At 72.1% G+C, this 16,239-nt stretch carries 17 protein-coding genes; 10 read left to right on the forward strand and 7 right to left on the reverse strand.

What is annotated here, in order from left to right; all coding sequences use genetic code 11:
- The first annotated feature begins 3 nt into the window (after positions 1-3).
- Both AB0K00_RS17860 and AB0K00_RS17865 read left to right on the forward strand, forming a co-directional pair.
- Positions 4-336, forward strand: coding sequence for a helix-turn-helix transcriptional regulator (locus AB0K00_RS17860; RefSeq protein WP_363522025.1), 333 nt, complete (start codon positions 4-6; stop codon positions 334-336).
- On the forward strand, positions 333-1,115 hold the full coding sequence (locus AB0K00_RS17865) for a permease prefix domain 1-containing protein (RefSeq protein ID WP_363522027.1): 783 nt from the start codon (positions 333-335) through the stop codon (positions 1,113-1,115). The genes AB0K00_RS17860 and AB0K00_RS17865 overlap by 4 nt, the downstream gene beginning before the upstream one ends.
- 4 nt (positions 1,116-1,119) lie before the next feature.
- Here AB0K00_RS17865 and AB0K00_RS17870 read toward each other — a convergent pair whose 3' ends face one another.
- Positions 1,120-1,878 (reverse strand): SDR family oxidoreductase, encoded by a 759-nt coding sequence (locus AB0K00_RS17870; protein ID WP_363522029.1) that lies wholly within the window; start codon positions 1,876-1,878, stop codon positions 1,120-1,122.
- A 59-nt stretch (positions 1,879-1,937) separates the two neighbouring features.
- On the reverse strand, positions 1,938-2,792 hold the full coding sequence (locus AB0K00_RS17875) for an RNA polymerase subunit sigma-70 (protein WP_363522031.1): 855 nt from the start codon (positions 2,790-2,792) through the stop codon (positions 1,938-1,940).
- 96 nt (positions 2,793-2,888) lie between these two features.
- Between AB0K00_RS17875 and AB0K00_RS17880 the strand changes: the two genes are divergently transcribed.
- The 7 genes from AB0K00_RS17880 (at position 2,889) to AB0K00_RS17910 (ending at position 10,487) form a co-directional block, all read left to right on the forward strand.
- Positions 2,889-4,037, forward strand: coding sequence for an ROK family transcriptional regulator (locus tag AB0K00_RS17880; protein WP_363522032.1), 1,149 nt, complete (start codon positions 2,889-2,891; stop codon positions 4,035-4,037).
- An 89-nt stretch (positions 4,038-4,126) separates the two neighbouring features.
- Complete coding sequence (locus tag AB0K00_RS17885; RefSeq protein ID WP_363522034.1) at positions 4,127-4,906, forward strand: ABC transporter permease; 780 nt, start codon at positions 4,127-4,129, stop codon at positions 4,904-4,906.
- The gene (locus AB0K00_RS17890; protein ID WP_363522036.1) at positions 4,903-5,682 is read left to right on the forward strand and encodes an ABC transporter ATP-binding protein; all 780 of its coding nucleotides are present in this window, start codon (positions 4,903-4,905) and stop codon (positions 5,680-5,682) included. Before AB0K00_RS17885 ends, AB0K00_RS17890 begins: the two co-directional genes overlap by 4 nt.
- The gene (locus AB0K00_RS17895; protein ID WP_363522038.1) at positions 5,679-6,680 is read left to right on the forward strand and encodes an aliphatic sulfonate ABC transporter substrate-binding protein; all 1,002 of its coding nucleotides are present in this window, start codon (positions 5,679-5,681) and stop codon (positions 6,678-6,680) included. Before AB0K00_RS17890 ends, AB0K00_RS17895 begins: the two co-directional genes overlap by 4 nt.
- A complete protein-coding gene (locus AB0K00_RS17900; protein ID WP_363522040.1) occupies positions 6,677-8,164 on the forward strand; it encodes a sulfatase-like hydrolase/transferase in 1,488 nt (495 codons plus the stop codon). Before AB0K00_RS17895 ends, AB0K00_RS17900 begins: the two co-directional genes overlap by 4 nt.
- A complete protein-coding gene (locus AB0K00_RS17905; protein ID WP_363522042.1) occupies positions 8,161-9,570 on the forward strand; it encodes a sulfatase in 1,410 nt (469 codons plus the stop codon). The genes AB0K00_RS17900 and AB0K00_RS17905 overlap by 4 nt, the downstream gene beginning before the upstream one ends.
- A 2-nt stretch (positions 9,571-9,572) precedes the next feature.
- Positions 9,573-10,487, forward strand: coding sequence for a formylglycine-generating enzyme family protein (locus AB0K00_RS17910; RefSeq protein ID WP_363522043.1), 915 nt, complete (start codon positions 9,573-9,575; stop codon positions 10,485-10,487).
- An 8-nt stretch (positions 10,488-10,495) separates the two neighbouring features.
- Here the strand turns inward: AB0K00_RS17910 and AB0K00_RS17915 are convergent, their stop codons facing one another.
- The 4 genes from AB0K00_RS17915 to AB0K00_RS17930 all read right to left on the reverse strand — a co-directional run bounded on the left by AB0K00_RS17915 (position 10,496) and on the right by AB0K00_RS17930 (position 14,954).
- On the reverse strand, positions 10,496-11,200 hold the full coding sequence (locus AB0K00_RS17915) for a hypothetical protein (RefSeq protein WP_363522045.1): 705 nt from the start codon (positions 11,198-11,200) through the stop codon (positions 10,496-10,498).
- A 15-nt stretch (positions 11,201-11,215) separates the two neighbouring features.
- Positions 11,216-12,088 carry a DUF72 domain-containing protein gene (locus AB0K00_RS17920; RefSeq protein WP_363522047.1) on the reverse strand — a complete coding sequence of 291 codons (873 nt, stop codon included), beginning with the start codon at positions 12,086-12,088 and terminating at the stop codon, positions 11,216-11,218.
- Between the two features lie 38 nt (positions 12,089-12,126).
- Positions 12,127-14,427: a family 43 glycosylhydrolase gene (locus tag AB0K00_RS17925; RefSeq protein WP_363522049.1), complete on the reverse strand. Its 2,301-nt coding sequence runs from the start codon at positions 14,425-14,427 to the stop codon at positions 12,127-12,129.
- 107 nt (positions 14,428-14,534) lie between these two features.
- Positions 14,535-14,954, reverse strand: a complete 420-nt coding sequence (locus AB0K00_RS17930; protein ID WP_363522148.1) for a glutaredoxin domain-containing protein — start codon at positions 14,952-14,954, stop codon at positions 14,535-14,537.
- Positions 14,955-15,033: 79 nt separating this feature from the next.
- Here AB0K00_RS17930 and AB0K00_RS17935 point away from each other — a divergent pair, with 79 nt between their 5' ends.
- Positions 15,034-15,174, forward strand: a complete 141-nt coding sequence (locus AB0K00_RS17935; RefSeq protein WP_363522051.1) for a hypothetical protein — start codon at positions 15,034-15,036, stop codon at positions 15,172-15,174.
- Here AB0K00_RS17935 and AB0K00_RS17940 read toward each other — a convergent pair.
- Positions 15,149-16,207 carry a hypothetical protein gene (locus tag AB0K00_RS17940; protein ID WP_363522052.1) on the reverse strand — a complete coding sequence of 353 codons (1,059 nt, stop codon included), beginning with the start codon at positions 16,205-16,207 and terminating at the stop codon, positions 15,149-15,151. The genes AB0K00_RS17935 and AB0K00_RS17940 overlap by 26 nt on opposite strands.
- Positions 16,208-16,239 lie beyond the last annotated feature (32 nt).

The raw sequence follows: 16,239 nt of genomic DNA on the forward strand, positions 1-16,239 counted from the left end.
GGTATGGATGTCCGGGGTCATCTCGACCTGCTGCTGCTCGCCGTGTTGGCCGACGCCGGCCCGGTGCACGGCTACGCCCTGATCGCCGCGCTGCGGGACCGCTCCGAGGGGGCGTTCGACCTGCCGGAGGGCACCGTCTATCCGGCGCTGCACCGCCTCGAACGCGACGGTCTCGTCGTGAGCCACTGGGAGCAGGCCGTGCCCCGCCGTCGCCGGGTCTATGCGCTCACCAGCGACGGCCGGCAGGCCAGGGCCGTGAAGCAGCGCGAGTGGCGCAGCTTCGTCAGCGGCGTGCAGTCCGTGATCGGCACCGCCGCAGGCCCGGTGCCGGCATGACCGGGGATCAGCACCCGGTCGAGGAGTACCTCGACGAGATGTTCGACCGGCTGGCCGGCACCGGCGCGCCCGGCCGCCGGATCCTCGCCGAGGCCGAGACCCACCTGCTCGCCGCGACCGAGGACGGCATCGCCCGCGGCCTCGACCCGATGGCCGCCGAGCGGGAGGCCGTCGCCAGGTTCGGCGCCGCCACCGACATCGCCCGGCAGGTCGTCCGGCCCGCCCCGGCGGGTCTGCGGGCGGCGCTGCGCAGGCTCACCGTCGGCGCGTGGGCCGTCATCGGCGCCGCCCTCGCCTGGTATGGCGTGAGCGGCACCGTCACCTGGCTCCTCGGCCGGCCGTTCGCACAGCTGATGATCGCCACCGACCGGTTCGGCAGCCAGCGGGACATGTGCGAGCGGCCGTGGGTGCCGGCCACGCCCGGCCTGGACTGCGCCGCGCTCTACCGGAGCCAGCTCAACACGGTGCCGGCCGGTGGGCCGGGGTTCCCGTTCGTGGTCGTGGCGCTCATCGGCGTCGCGCTGCTGGCCGCCCTGCTCGTGGCGCGCCGCTGGACCGCGCTCGGCACGCCGGCCTGGACGCCGGCGGGTCCCGCGCTGCGGCTGGCGTTCGCGGTGCCGTTCGGCCTCGTCGCCCTGTTGTTCCTGTGCTACGGCGCTCTCGGCGCCCACGCGTTCATGCAGAACTGGACGCTGAGCTACGTCACCGCCGGGCTCCTCGCCGGTGTGATCAGCGTGGTGGCGGCCCGCCGCACCCGACGGCGGGCCGCACCGGCGTAGCGGCTCAGTCGAGCATCGCGCCGCAGGTCATGTTCAGTGCGGTGCCCGTCATCGTGCGGGCCAGGTCGGAGGCGGCGAAGACCGCCAGGTTGCCGACGTCCTCCAGGGTCGCCGGCCGGCCCAGCAGGGTCTGGCCGGTGATGCTCGCCTCGATGGCGTCGCGGCCTGGGACGCCGGCCGGGATCACCTCGGGCACGCCGCCGGTGCGCAGCGTCAGCACCCGCACGCCGTGCGCCGCCAGCTCCGTGGCGAGCTGGCGGCGCATCTGCTCGACGGCCTCGAACGCGGTCTGCAGCCCGCCGAGGTAGTAGTCGCGCGGCGGCTCACCGGACCCGCCGAAGAACAGCAGCACGCCGCCACCGCCGTCGCGGGCCATGTGCCGGCCGGCGGCGCGGGAGGTGAGGAACTTCGACCGCACCGACTGCACCACCGGCGCCAGGTAATCCTCGACGGTCATGTCGAGCATCGGAGTGCCCTGCACGTCGGCGTCGGCGATGACGTTGACCGCGACGTCGATCCGGCCCGCCTCCGCCACGACCGCGGCCGCGTGCTCCTCGACCGACCGCTCGTCGAGGGCGTCGACGACGGCCGTGTCCGCGGTCCCGCCGGCCGCGCGGACGTCCCCGGCGACCGTCTCCAGCGTGGAGCGGGTGCGCCCGGCGAGGAACACCCGGGCGCCCGCCCGGCCGTACGCCCTGGCCATGGCCCCGCCGACCGACCCGCCGCCCCCGTACACGATCGCGTTCTTCCCTGCCAGCAGCATGCTGTGTCCTTCCACGTCGGTGTGTCCGTCACTGGTACAACCCGGCGTGGCGGCCGGACTCATCGCGGATCGAGTGACCCAGGCAGCTCGAACGCGGCGAACAGGGCCGGGCCGAGGAACGACACCACCGACGTGACCCGCGAGCCGTGGACCGTCACCACGTCGATGCTCGCCGCCTCGAACCGACCGCCTGGGCCGAGGAGGTACGTGCCGAACGCCGGCCGGCCGTTCGCCCGGGTCGGCAGGAACCGCCACCGGTGCAGAGCCGGACCGTCGAGGAGGAACGTGCGGATGGCCGCGGCACCGTGGTACACCTCGGGCAGGGGCGGCATCGAGTACTTCGCGTCGTCGGCCAGCATCCCGACGATGGTGTCGACGTCACCCGCCTCCCATGCCGCACGATAGGCGCGGGCCACCTCCTGTATGTCGGGTGAGGGCGCGGGGTCGGGGGCGGGCAGGACCTTGCGGGCCCGCTGGACGGCGCTGTTGACGGCGGCGACCGTCGTGTCGAGCGCGGCGGCGGTCTCGGCGGCGGAGAAGCCGAGGACCTCCCGGAGCAGGATCGCGGCCCGCGGCCGTGGCGCGAGATGCTGCAGGGCGGCGACGAACGCCAGCTCCACCGAGACCCCGGTGATCGCGTCGGGGAACGGCTGCATCCACAACGGCTCGCCGGCCGGATCAGCGGGCAGCTCGCGGCGGCCGCGCCGGTCCAGGGCGGTGAGGCAGCGGTTGGTGGCGATCCGGTACATCCAGGGCCGCACCCCGGCGTGGTCGGCGAGGCCCGGGAACGCCTTCCAGGCCCTCAGGTAGGTCTCCTGCACCGCGTCCTCGGCGTCGTGCAGCGAGCCCAGCATGCGGTAACAGTGCGCGAGCAGCTCGCCGCGCAGGGGCCCGGCCAGCGCCTCGAACGTCACCGACCCAGCGTAAATTCCTGTATTTCCCATTACATTACTGGGGAAAATTCTGTCGGAGGGTTGACGGAAAAATTCGGTCCGCCCTACGGTGTCGTCGTGTCCGTTGAGGGTGTCCACGCGCTGGTCAGGCGCACGCATGAGGAGCGCGTCCTGCGCGTCCTGCGGGAACACGGCGCCCTCAGCCGCGGGCAGATCGCGGCGAAGGTCGGGCTGTCCCGCACCACCCTGTCGGAGATCACCGGCGACCTGCTCTCCCGCGGCGCGGTCGTGGTCGTCGACACCGACGCCAGCCTGCGCGCCGGCAGCGGCCGGCCGGCAGAGCTGCTGACGCTCGACCCGTCGTCCGGGCAGTTCCTCGGCGTCGACCTCGGCCACACCAGGGTCCGCATCGCCGTCGCCGACGCCGCCCACGAGGTGATGGCGGCCGGTCATGCGGCCTATGGGCCTGACACCGGCTGGACCGAGCGGGTCGCGGTCGCCTTCGACCTGATCGATGGCGTCGGGGCCCGGTCCGGGGTCAGCTTCCGCGCGCTGCAGGGTGTCGGCGTCGGCGTCGCCGGGCCCCGCCCGGCCGAGCCGGCGGTCGCCCGGGCATTCCGGGAACGCTTCGGCGCGCCGGTCATCGCCGACAACAACACCAGGTTCGCCGCGCTCGCCGAGGCGATCACCGAAGGACCAGACCTGCACGACGTGCTCTACATCCGGCTCGCCGACGGCATCGGCGGCGGCCTCGTCGTCGGCGGCAGGCTGGTCACCGGCGGCCACGGCGTCGCCGGCGAGTTCGGCCACGTCCCGGCGGTCTTCCCGGCGGCGCAGGCCGACGCGTGCCGGTGCGGCCGCCGCGGCTGCCTGGAGACGGTCGCCTCGGTGCCCGCCGTCCTGCGCACCTGCCGCCGGCGCGGCCTCGCGGTGCACACCGCCGAGGAACTCGAGGCCGCGCTGCGGCGCGGCGACCCGGTCGCGGCGGCGGTGCTCGACGAGGCCGCCGACGCCGTCGGGCAGGTCCTCGCCGCCGCGGCGCTGGTCCTCGACCCGGCCCAGATCGTGGTCGGCGGGCGGCTCACCCGATGTTGGCCGGGCGTCGTCGACCGGGTCGCCGCCACCATCGCCGAGCGGGCCGGCACCGTCGTCGCCGATGGCGGGGAGCGGGTGGTCCGCGCCGCCCGGCTCGGCGACGAGGACGGGGCCCTCGGCGCCATCGCCGCCCTGTACCGGCAGACCCCGCTGCTCGCGGGCTACCACTAGCCCGCCGCCACGCGATCCACCGTCCGTCCCGTGTGGACGGTTACTGCACCGTGCCTTGAGGAGCCGTTCATGACCGGACCGGGACGCCGATGAGCGTCGTCGGTGGCACCACGAGAACAGCCCCGCGCCGCCGCGGCGTGTGGTTGCTCAACGCCGTGTCCGCGGCCGCCGGGATCGCCGCGTGGTGGATCTACGCCACCACCGACCCGACCGTGCCCACGCCGCCCGCCGTGCTCAGCAAGGCCGCCGACCTGCTCGGCGACGGCACCCTGGAGGCCGACATCGTCGCCAGCCTCCGCCGGGTGCTGATCGGCTTCGCGCTCGGCACCGGCCTGGCGATCCCCGTGGGGTTCCTCATGGGCTGGTACACCGTGGCCCGCGGGCTGATCGAGCCGTGGGTGCAGTTCTTCCGCACCATCCCGCCTCTGGCGATCATCCCCCTGGCGATCGTGCTGATGGGCATCGGCGAGACCCCGAAGCTGTTCGTCATCTTCCTCGCCGCGTTCCTCGCCTGCGTCATCGCCACGTTCCAGGGCGTCGTCGGCGTCGACCGGACGCTCATCAATGCGGCCAGGGTTCTCGGCGCGCCCACCCGGGTCATCTTCGCCAGGGTCGTCGTGCCCGCCTCCACCCCGTTCATTCTCGTCGGCATGCGGGTCGGTCTCGGCTCGTCCTGGGCCACCCTCGTCGCCGCCGAGCTCATCGCCGCCCAGGAGGGACTCGGCTACCGGATGCAGAGCGCCCAGCTGTACTACGACCTGCCGACCATCTTCGTCGGCCTGATCAGCATCGGCGTGCTCGGCCTGCTGATGGACCGGCTGCTGCTGCTCGTCGAGCGACGCGCCACCGCCTGGCAGGAACGCCGATGAGCGCCCGGATCGCCGTCAGGAACGTCTCGCGGACGTTCCCGTTGCAGGGCAAGGACTTCGTCGCGCTCGACGAGGTGTCCCTCGACGTGGCCGACAACGAGTTCGTCACCATCGTCGGCCCGTCCGGCTGCGGCAAGAGCACCCTGCTCAACATCGTCGCCGGCCTGGACCACCCGACCAGCGGGCAGGCACTCGTCGGCGGGCAGGCCGTCACCGGGCCCGGCCCCGACCGCGGCGTCATCTTCCAGCAGTTCGCGCTGTTCCCGTGGCTCACCGTGCGCAAGAACGTCGAGTTCGGGCTGCGGACCGCCGGCGTGCCGAGAGCCGAACGCCGCCGCCGCGCCGAGCACTTCATCGACCTGGTCGGCCTGACCCAGTTCGCCGACGCGCTGCCCAAGACGCTGTCCGGCGGGATGAAGCAGCGCTGCGCCATCGCCCGCGCCTACGCCGTCGACCCGTCGATCCTGCTGATGGACGAGCCGTTCGGCGCCCTCGACGCGCTCACCCGGGTGCGGCTGCAGGAGCAGCTCCTGGACACCTGGAGCCGCGAGCGGCGCACCGTCATGTTCGTCACCCACGACGTCGACGAGGCGGTGTTCCTCGCCAACCGGGTCGTCGTCATGGCCGCGAACCCCGGCCGCATCGTCGAGGTCATCGACGTCGACCTGCCGTTCCCGCGCACCGAGGAGATCCGGCTCGGCCCGGACTTCGGCCGGTTGCGCAACCGCGTCTGGAGCGCGGTCTATCACCAGCCACCTCAGGAGAGGAAACCATGAAGATCTCGCGTCGCAGTTTCGCCACGGTACTGGCGGCCGCAACCCTCATCGGTGTCGCCGGATGCGGGTCCGACGAACCCGCGAAGCCGGGCGAGCCGACCAAGGTGACGTTCGGCTACATCGGCGACTACAACGGCACCAGCCTCCTCGCCGTCGCCGACAAGCAGGGCCTGTGGAAGAAGTACGGCATCGACGCCACGGTGAAGGTCTTCACCAACGGCCCGGTGCAGGTGCAGGCGCTGCAGAGCGGCGACCTCGACTTCGGCTACATCGGCCCCGGCGCGTTCTGGCTGCCAGCGTCCGGCCAGGCGAAGATCATCGGCATCAACACGCTCGGCGCCGCCGACCGGGTCATCGCCCAGCCCGGCATCACCTCGATCCAGCAGCTGCGCGGCAAGAAGGTCGGCGTCCCCGAGGGCACCTCCGGCGACATGATCCTCACCCTCGCGCTGCAGGCCGCCGGCATGACCAACAAGGACATCCAGCGGGTCCCCCTGGACGCGTCCACGCTGGTGTCGGCGTTCTCGTCGAAGCAGATCGACGCGGCCGGGTTCTGGTACCCGGCGATCGCCACCATCAAGAAGACCGTGCCGGACCTGGTCGAACTGGCGAAGAACGACGACTTCACCAGCAAGGTGTCCTTCCCCAACGCGTTCGTCGCCGGCAACAAGGTCGTCGCGGAGAAGGCCGCCGCCGTCACCAAGGTGATCCAGGTGCTGCGCGAGGCCACCGACTACCGCGCCGCCCACCCCGACGAGACCGTCGCCGCCACCGCGGAGATGCTCAAGCAGCAGGTCGACGCGGTGAAGGCGGACGCGGCCAACAGCAAGGCGCTGACCACGCAGGAGCTCGACGCCGCCACCAAGGACGGCACCGTCGGCAAGTGGCTGACCGGCATGGGCGACTTCTTCGTCAGCGCCGGCAAGCTCAAGGAGCCCGTCGACCCGAAGACCTACTACCTCGGCGACCTGTGGACCGGTGCGGCGGTCACCAGGTGACGACCGCTCCACGCAACATCCTGTTCCTCATGACCGACCAGCACCGGGTGGACACGCTCGGCGCCTACGGCAACCCGCTCGCGCGGACCCCGGTGCTGGACGAGCTCGCCCGCACCGGCACCCGCTTCGACCGGTGGTACACGCCGACGGCGATCTGCACGCCGGCCCGGGCGAGCCTGCTCACCGGGCAGGCACCGTTCCGGCACAAGCTCCTCGCCAACCAGGAGCGCAACGTCGGCTACAGCGAGGACCTGCCCGACGGCACGTTCACGTTCCCGCAGGCGTTGCGGGCCAATGGGTACAACTGCGGCCTGGTCGGCAAGTGGCACGCCGGCACGCGCAAGCAGCCCGCCGACTACGGCCTGGACGGGGTGCACCTGCCCGGCTGGCACAACCCGGTCGACCACCCCGACTATCTGTCCTATCTGGAGTCACGGGGGCTGCCGCCGTACCGGATCAGCGACCACGTGCGGGGGACCCTGCCCAACGGCGGGCCGGGCAACCTCCTCGCCGCGCGGCTGCACCAGCCGGTCGAGGCCACGTTCGAGTACTACCTCGCCACCCGCACCATCGAGATGCTGCAGCGCTACGCCGCCGATGGCAAGCCGTTCTTCACGGCGCTGCACTTCTTCGGCCCGCACCTGCCCTACATCGTCCCCGACGAGTACTTCGACCTGGTCGACCCGTCCACTGTGGAGCTGCCGAAGTCGATCGCGGAGACCTTCGAGGGCAAGCCGCCGGTGCAGCGCAACTACAGCGCCCACTGGACATTCGACACCATGCCACTGGAGGTGACCCGCAAGCTCATCGCCGTCTACTGGGGTTACGTCACGCTCATCGACCAGCAGCTCGGCCGGGTCCTCACCGCGATGGACGACCTGGGGCTGCGCGAGGACACGTCGGTGTTCTTCACCTGCGACCACGGCGAGTTCACCGGCTCGCACCGCCTGCACGACAAGGGCCCCGCCATGTACGAGGACATCTACCGTACGCCCGGCCTCATCAGGGTGCCGGGCGCGCCCGCCGGGCAGGTCCGCGACGAGTTCGTGAGCCTCACCGACTGCACCGCCACCATCCTGGACCTCGCCGGCATCCCGTCGACGGCCACCGTCGACTCCCGCAGCCTCCTGCCACTGGTCCAGGGAGGTTCCCCCGATTGGGCGCCGGACGTCGTGTCCGAGTTCCACGGGCACCACTTCCCGTACCCGCAACGGATGCTGCGCGAGCGTCGCTACAAGCTGATCGTCAACCCCGACTCCACCAACGAGCTCTACGACCTGGAACTCGATCCCGACGAGTTGCACAACGCCTACGACCTGCCGGAGCTCGCCGGGGTGCGGGCCCGGCTGCTGCACCGGCTGTACACGCTGCTGCGGGACCGCGGCGACAACTTCCACCACTGGATGGCCTCCATGTATGACGTCGGTTCCCTGCACCACGACCCCACGCTGAGCGGCCTCGACGACGCCTCCTACGCGCCATGAGCGGCCGGCCCAACATCGTGATGGTGCTGACCGACGACCACGCGGCGCACGCGATCAGCGCCTACGGCTCGGTGTTCAACACCACGCCCCGTATCGACGAGATCGCCGGGCACGGCTGGCGCTTCGACAACTGCTTCGCCACCAACTCGCTGTGCTCACCGAGCCGCGCGTCGATCCTCACCGGCACCTACAGCCACGTCAACGGCGTCACCACGCTCGTCACCCCGATCGACGCGGCGCAGCCGACGTTCGTGTCGCAGCTGAAGGCCGCCGGGTACCGCACCGCGATGATCGGCAAGTGGCACATGGGCGACGGCCCCGGCCACGACCCGCAGCACTTCGACTACTGGGACGTGTTCATCGAACAGGGCGAGTACGTCGACCCGCAGCTGCTGTCCCGCGACGGCCTGCGGACCGTCCCCGGGTACGCCACCGACATCGTCACCGACCTCGCCCTGAACTGGCTCTCCGGCCTGCCGTCCGGCGATCCGTGGTGCGTGCTGATCTACCACAAGGCGCCGCACCGGCCATGGATCCCACCCGCGGACGTGTCCCGGGAGCCGCTGCGGGTCCCCGACACGTTCTTCGACGACTACGCCACCCGCTCCTCGTCGGTGCGCCGCGCCACCATGCGCATCGCCGAGCACCTCACCCTGGAGGACCTCAAGGAGCCGCCGCCGCCCGGACTGTCCTATGAGGACGAGGCGCTGTGGAAGTTCCAGCGGTTCATGGAGGACTACCTCGCCTGCGTGCGGTCGATCGACGACAACGTCGGCCGGGTCGTCGACTGGCTGCGCGATCGGGACCTGTTCGCCGACACGCTGTTCATGTACGCCTCCGACCAGGGTTTCTTCCTCGGCGAGCACGGCTGGTTCGACAAGCGGCTGATGTTCGAGGAGTCGCTGCGGATGCCGCTCGTGCTCAGCTATCCGCGTCGGCTGCCGGCGGGCCGGGTCTTCACCGACATGGTCACCAACGTCGACTGGGCGCAGAGCATCCTCGATGCCGCCGGGGTCGCGCACCACCCGCGGATGCAGGGCCGCAGCTTCTGGCCCGACCTGCTCGACGCGCCCGCCGAGCCACCCGCCGCCGGGGTCTACTACCGCTACTGGGAGCACGACGACGTGTTCCACAAGGCGCCCGCGCATTACGGGTACCGGACGTCGCGGTACAAGCTCATCTACTACTACAACGACGGCCTCGGCATCCCCGGGACCGGTCCTGGCACCTACCCGCCGGAGTGGGAGCTCTACGACCTGGTCGCCGACCCCGCCGAGGTCCGCAACGTCTACCACGACCCCGCGTACGCGCAGGTCCGTGCCGAGCTGACCACCGCGATGTGGCTGGAGCAGGCCCGCCTGCACGATTCGCCGCACCACAGCCAGCCGCGCCCGCCGGGGGTGTGACGATGACGCACTGCTGCCAGCCCGCGTTTCCTTCCCGCGGCCTGCTGCCGGCCGGCCACAGTGGAGGTTCGCACGGGGTCGAGCAGGCGCACGTGCCGGCGCAGACGTTCGCGATGGGCGACGCGCACGGCGACGGCGCCCGCCCCGACGGCGAGGGCCCCGTCCACGACGTGCACCTGGATGCGTTCAGCATCGACGCGACCACCGTCACCGTCGCCGACTTCGCTGCCTTCGTGGATGCCACCGGCTACCGCACCACCGCTTCGGCCGAGGGCTGGTCGGCAGTCTTCCACCTGTTCGTCAGCGCCGACGCCGACATCGTCGGCTCGGCCCCGGCGACCCCGTGGTGGCTCGGCGTCCGCGGCGCCGACTGGGCGCACCCCGACGGCCCCGGCTCCACCGCCCGCCCCGACCACCCGGTCGTCCATGTCAGCTGGCACGACGCGCAGGCGTACTGCACCTGGGCCGGCCGCCGCCTGCCGACGGAGGCCGAGTGGGAGTGCGCCGCCCGCGGCGGCCTGGCCGGCGAGCGTTACCCGTGGGGCTCCACGGTGGACACCGCCGACTGGCCGTGCAACATCTGGCAGGGCGAGTTCCCGGTCCGCAACACCGCCGAGGACGGCTACAAGGGGACCGCGCCCGTGCGCACCTACCGCCCCAACGGCTACGGCCTGTGGCAGGCCGTCGGCAACGTCTGGGAGTGGTGCGCCGACTGGTTCGCCGCCGACTACTACCGCCACTCGCCGCCGCACGCCCCGATCGGTCCGCTGGACGGTGTCACGAAGGTCCTACGCGGCGGCTCGTACCTGTGCCACGACTCCTACTGCAACCGCTACCGCAACGCCGCCCGCTCCAGCAACACCCCCGACTCGTCCATGGGCAACGCCGGCTTCCGCACGGTGGCCCTGGCCGGCTGAGGCGGCCGTCAGCTGGTGAGGCCCAGCGCGCCCGTACGCAGGACGTCGTCGGCGGAGCGCAGCAGCCGCTGGCAGAGGTCGGACTCCTCGGCCCAGCCCTGCCAGACGTCGTCGTCATCGGCGATGCGGGCGGTGAGACCCTCGAACGAGCGGTCCTCCACCGGCGTCCCGGTGATCCAGTCCACGACCGGTGCGTCGCCGGCCGCGGGGTCGCCGGTGCGCAGCACGTACCCGAGCGCCACCGCCTCGGCCCGCAGCCGGTGCGCGGAGACGATGCAGCCGGGCCCGCCGAAGAGCACGCCGGGCAGCGGCCGTGGCAGCACGACGACGCCCTCCCCGCACGCGGCGAGCAGGTGGTCGAACGCCGTCCCGCGGTCGGTCAGTGTGTCGTACGCCTGGTAGAGGTCCGGCCCGTAGGGCGGGTCCTCGTCGGGTGCCGTGCCGCGGACCGCGACGTGCCGGGCGAACCAGTCCAGGCGGTCGACCCGCCGGGCGTGCGAGGAGTACGACCCCATCGACGCGCCGAGCAGACACGGGTCCGTCCCAGGTGGCAGCGGCGGCTCGATCTCCGCGGCCGACCGTGGCTCCCGGTGCGGGGGCAGTCCGTGCCGCTCCAGCGTCGCGTTGACCTCGTCCAGGAACCGCTGCCGCTCCTGCAGCGGCCAGAACGTCTCATCGCACAGGAACAGCCCGACGCCGACATCGAAGCCCACGCCAGAATCCTAGAGTCATGGCTTGTTGAGCAGTTCGATGAGCTGGGCGGCGTTGCGTTGGGAGTTGTCGGCGCAGCAGTTGTTCAGCAGCACGTGGGTCTCGTCGGTCTGCGCGGCCAGTTCGCGCAGCTTCGAGGCCCAGTCGGCCAGTTCTTGCTCGGAGTACCGGTAGGCGAACTTCTCGTCAATCTCGGTGCTGGTCCAGTGGTCGCTGCGGCCGTGGAAGCGCACGACCGCGAGATCCGACGTGGCCGCGACGACCGGCGGGACCGACGAGCGGTGGCCCTGCGGCATGTCGACCGCGACGTAGGGGATGTCGTGGTCGCGCAGGAACCGCAGCGTCTCCTGCCCGGTGTCGCCGTCGAACCAGGACGCGTGCCGGAACTCCACCGCCACCCGCAGCGGCCGGCAGCGGGCCACGATGTCGAGCAGCGTCTGCCTGCTGGCCGCGCGGGCGGTGAACCACGGCGGGAACTGGAACAGCACGACGCCCAGTTTGCCGGCCCGCACCAGGGGGGCCAGCGCGGTCAGGAACCGGGTCCACACCTCCTCGTAGGTGTGCGGCGGCAGGTCGTCGGGGTACAGGCGCGGCTTGCCGGAGTCCGGGCGCAGGTCCTTCGGCAACGTGCTGGCCCTGATCGGGTGGCCGGTCAGCAGGCCGAACGCCTTGATGTTGAACGTGAAGGCCGCCGGGGTGCGCTGCGCCCACAGCACGGTGTTCCGCTCGGCGGGCAGCGCGTAGTAGGTCGAGTCGACCTCCACGATCGGGAACTGGGTGGCGTAGTAGGCCAGCCGCCGCTCCGGGCTGTTCGCGTCGGGCGGGTACCAGCCCGACTCGAGCAGCGTCTTGTGGGTCCACGAGGCGGTACCCACCTTGATCTCGCCCATGACTGCACTGCGTCCCCGCAGCGGCGGCCGGTAAACCGTCAGGAGGCCAGCGCGTAAGTGCGCACGTAGTCGAAGCGGGCGGTGGCGCCGGTGGCGTTCATCGAGACGAGGCCGATGCGCAGGGCGCCGGCGTGGGGCAGTGACCAGGTGCCGCCCCAGGTCCAGTTGACGCCGTCGGTGCTGGAGGCCATGCGTACGTCGTGCTCGTTGTTGCCGGTGTCGGCGCGGTACACCAGGCGCAGCCAGGTGGTCGTGGCGGGTGGGCCGCCGAACATCGGACCGGCGGCCACGGCGGTCGGCGGGGTGGTCGTGGGGCGTTCGGCCTCCTTGCCGAACTCCGTCACGTGCAGGACCGTGCCGCCGCCCCAGGCGAGGGGCAGGACCGTGTGGGTCAGCTTGAGGAAGCGGTTGTCGTTCTCGTACAGGACCAGGCCCGCCTGCTGGTTGCCGACGGTGCCGTCGAACTGCAGCTTGGTCTCCACGACGAAGTCGCCGGCGGGGGCGTCGCGCAGCAGGACCGACGCGGTGTTCGTGCCCAGCGCCAGCTCGGCCGCCTGGGTCGGCCACACCAGCTGGCCGCCGGAGACGGTCGCGGCGGCGGCGCGCAGCCACGTCCAGCCAGAGGTGCCGGTGGTGAACTCGTCGGAGTACGCCGGCAGCTGGGCGCCGAGGACCGGGTTCGGCACGCGGGGCGGCGGCAGCGGATACAGCGGCGCCGCCCCCACGTTGTCGGCGGCCGCGACCCCATCCGTCGACGCGGCACCGACACGGCCGCTCGCAGGGGCGCCGGCGGGCAGCGTGACCGTCACGGTCGAGACGGCGTCGCGGAGGCGGTCGGCGGTCACCCACGTGACGAGGGTGCTGCCGCGCCGCTCGGCGGCGACGTTGTGCCACGAGTCGTAGTCGAAGGACGCCGGGAGCGGACTGCTCGCGGACGTGGTCACGCCGGCGACGGTGACGTCGACGACGAGGCGCTGCTGGGCCCGGTTGATCCAGGCGACGATGCGGTTGTCCGGGTCGGCCTGGGTGATGACGAGCCCGACCGCGCCGGCCGTGTTCGCCGCGCCGAGGCGCAGGTCGCCTTCGACGCGCACGTTGCCGCTGACCGCGGCGGTCGACAGCGACGTACCAGTGACCGATGTGGACACATAGCCGCCGGAGTCGGGGTCGGTGGCCAGGGGCCAGGTGGTGCCCCAGCCGGTGAGGTCGGCGTTGAAGGTGCTGCCGACCGTCCACGTGCTGACCGGCGCCGGTTGCGCACCGGTCGACGGGCCGGCACCTGCCCGGACCACCGGCCAGCCGTCGATCCAGTCGAGCCGGTCCAGCATCAGCGGGCGGCGGCTGAGGTTGCTGATCGTGCCGCCCCACGGGTTCGTCACCGGACCGAACTCCGGGTTCGCCGACGGGATCGCGTGGTACACCAGCCAGTCCTGACCGGACAGGTCGGTCTGGATCGCGTTGTGCCCGGGGCCGACCCAGCCGTTGCCGTTCGCGGCCACGACGATGCCGTCCTTGCTCGTCAGGTCCATCAGGTTGCGGCCGCTGGGGGTGGTGAACGGGCCGAGCGGGCTGCTGGCCCGTCCCACCTTGACCGTGTAGCCGCTGAACGCGCCGTCGCAGCAGCCGGCGTCGGAGTAGAAGAGGTAGTACATGCCGTCGCGGCGGACCAGGAACCCGCCCTCCATCCGCCGGCCCCGGGCGACCTGCGTGACGGTGCCGGTGAGCGCGGTGGCGGTGGCGTTCATCCGGGACACGCAGATGGTGTCGTAGCTGCCCCAGTAGAGGTAGTGCGCGCCGGTGCCGATGTCGGTGTACATGGCCTGGTCGATGCTGCCGCTCGGGCAGCCGCTGCCGACGAGGTCGCCGGGGACGATCCGCCCGTGATCCGTCCACGGCCCGGTCGGCGTCGGCGCGGTCACGAGCGCGATCCCGCCGGTCGACATCGAGTAGGTGAGGTGATAGCTGCCGTCGACGTACCGGATGTCGGGCGCCCACGGCCGGGTCCCGGCCGGCCACCACGACGGCTTGCCGGTGACCGGGTAGACGTCGCCGACGTAGGTCCACGTGACCAGGTCGGGGGAGCGCAGCACCGGCAGGATGTGCTCGGCCGTGTCGCCAGCGCTGACCCGGATCGGGTTGGTGGTGCCGTAGGCGTACCAGAGCCCGTCCTTGCCTCGGATCATCGCCGGGTCCGGGAACGTGTCGACCACGCCGGCGCTCACCGGGTTCGTGTAGGTCGCGGGCGCGGCCGCCGCGGCGGGTGCGGCGGGTGCGGCGGCGGGAGCGACGAGGGTCGCGGCGGCGCTCAACAGGGCGCAGAACATGGCGATGCGGCGCATGGCTGGTCTCCTCCATGGCGGGTTCGGGAGCCGTGCCGGCGACGCTATGGCTTAAGGATTTCTCCGTCGAGGGGCCGTCATATTGGGATTGGTCACTGCGACGCGGGTCACTTCGCGCGCAGCTGCGTCCGGGCCCACGCGGGTGCCGGGTTGACCCGAGCCGCAAGACCGGCGACGACGGTCGGGACGGTCTCGTTGCCGTCGGCGATCGCCCGCACGGCCGCGGCACCCTCGGGGTCGCGCCAGATGTTCACCCACTTCGCATGCCGCGCCCGCCCGAGCAAGCTCAGTCGCAGCCGCAGGCAGAACGGGCACCCGGGCCGCCAGTACACGATCGGCAGTCCCGACGCCTGCGCCTCGGCGGCCGGTGTGTGCCGCGGGTAGATCAGCGGCGAATACCCGAACGCCGCCGCCAGGAACACCACCGCGACCACCGCCCCCGCCACCGGCGACCCGTCCGAGGCCAGGACGACCCCCAGCACCCCGGCGAGCACGACGAACATCAGCGACACCTGCCACAACCGCATCACGGGCCCACCGTAACGGTGCGGAGCGAAAGCCTCCACGGTGGATGTGCACGCCTACACAGAGTGACAGAATGTTCGCGTGATCGACCGGCGGGTGCCGACCCCGGAGCCGGGGCAGCGGGTGTGGCGCTGCCGCGACTGCGACTGGGTCGTCGTGAGCTTCGAACGCCCACAGCGATGCCCCGACCACCCGTTCAGGGACCTGGAGCCGGACCAGTAGCCGCCGGCAGCCGGCTGGCGAGCACCAGCAGCCCGCCGTAGGCGCGTGCGCTAGCGACCGCCGCGCGGTACATCAGCGCCGCCGCCATCAGCCCGGCGACCACCGCGACGAGCGCGGCCGGCCGGTGCTGCGGCCCCAGACGCACCGCGGCCACCACCGTCACCAGCAGCATCACGAACACCATCGAGCAGTACAGGTCCAGCCGGGTGCGCTGGTCGTCGTGCTCCTCCCGGACCGAGGCCGGCAGGTCGTCGAAGCGGCGCCGGATGAAGCTCTCGACCTCGGTCTCGCCGGTCTCGTCCTCGTGCCGGCGCAGGATGTTGCCCAGCCGGGTCGGCAGCATCCGGCCCGCGGCGGGGAAGTCCCGCAGCTGCTTCTCGACGTTGACCCGCCGCCGCAGCAACTCCGGCGGCGCCCATTCCCGCCACCGCGGCCCGGCGTCCTCGACGGTGGCGGCCTCTTGGGTGCTGAGCGTCCCGGCGGGGCGGGTCTCCAGGACCCGGGCGCCGATCGCGTCGATGACGTTCGGGGTCATCTCCGTCGCGACGCCCCGGGCGAGTAGGTCCTGGTTGAGCTCGCGCAGCCGCTGCTCGGCGCCGGCCCACGCGGCGGCCGTCAGCACCTTGTGCCGGTGGCGCAGGCCCGCCTGCCGGCGGCGGTGCCGTTCGCAGCGCCACTGCGCGATCCGTTCCACGATCACGTTGGTGCCCCAGTAGCCCTCCAGGACGCGGATCGCCTCGAAGGAGAACGCCTGCGTCACCATGGTCAGCACGATGACGGCCGCGACGAGCAGCAGCGCCCCGCCGAGAGACACGTGCGCCATCGCTCTCAGGGCCTGGAGTGCAGGGGCGTCCCGGGTGCCGTCGAGGGCGGCGCCGAGCTCGATCACGTAGGTGAGGAGCAGGATCAGCGCCGCCGCGGGCAGCCAGGCGCTCAGCGCAAGCTGGTCCAGGACGCGGGCGATGAACTGCGACAGGGTCTCGGCGGCCTTGCCCGACCCAGCGGCCGCCTCCGCGGCCTCCTCCTTCGCCATCGGGTCAGTCTGCGCAACGCGCCGCTGGGAAC

Origin of the sequence: Dactylosporangium sp. NPDC049525 (genome assembly GCF_040676755.1) — a bacterium.
Taxonomy (GTDB): Bacteria; Actinomycetota; Actinomycetes; order Mycobacteriales; family Micromonosporaceae; genus Dactylosporangium.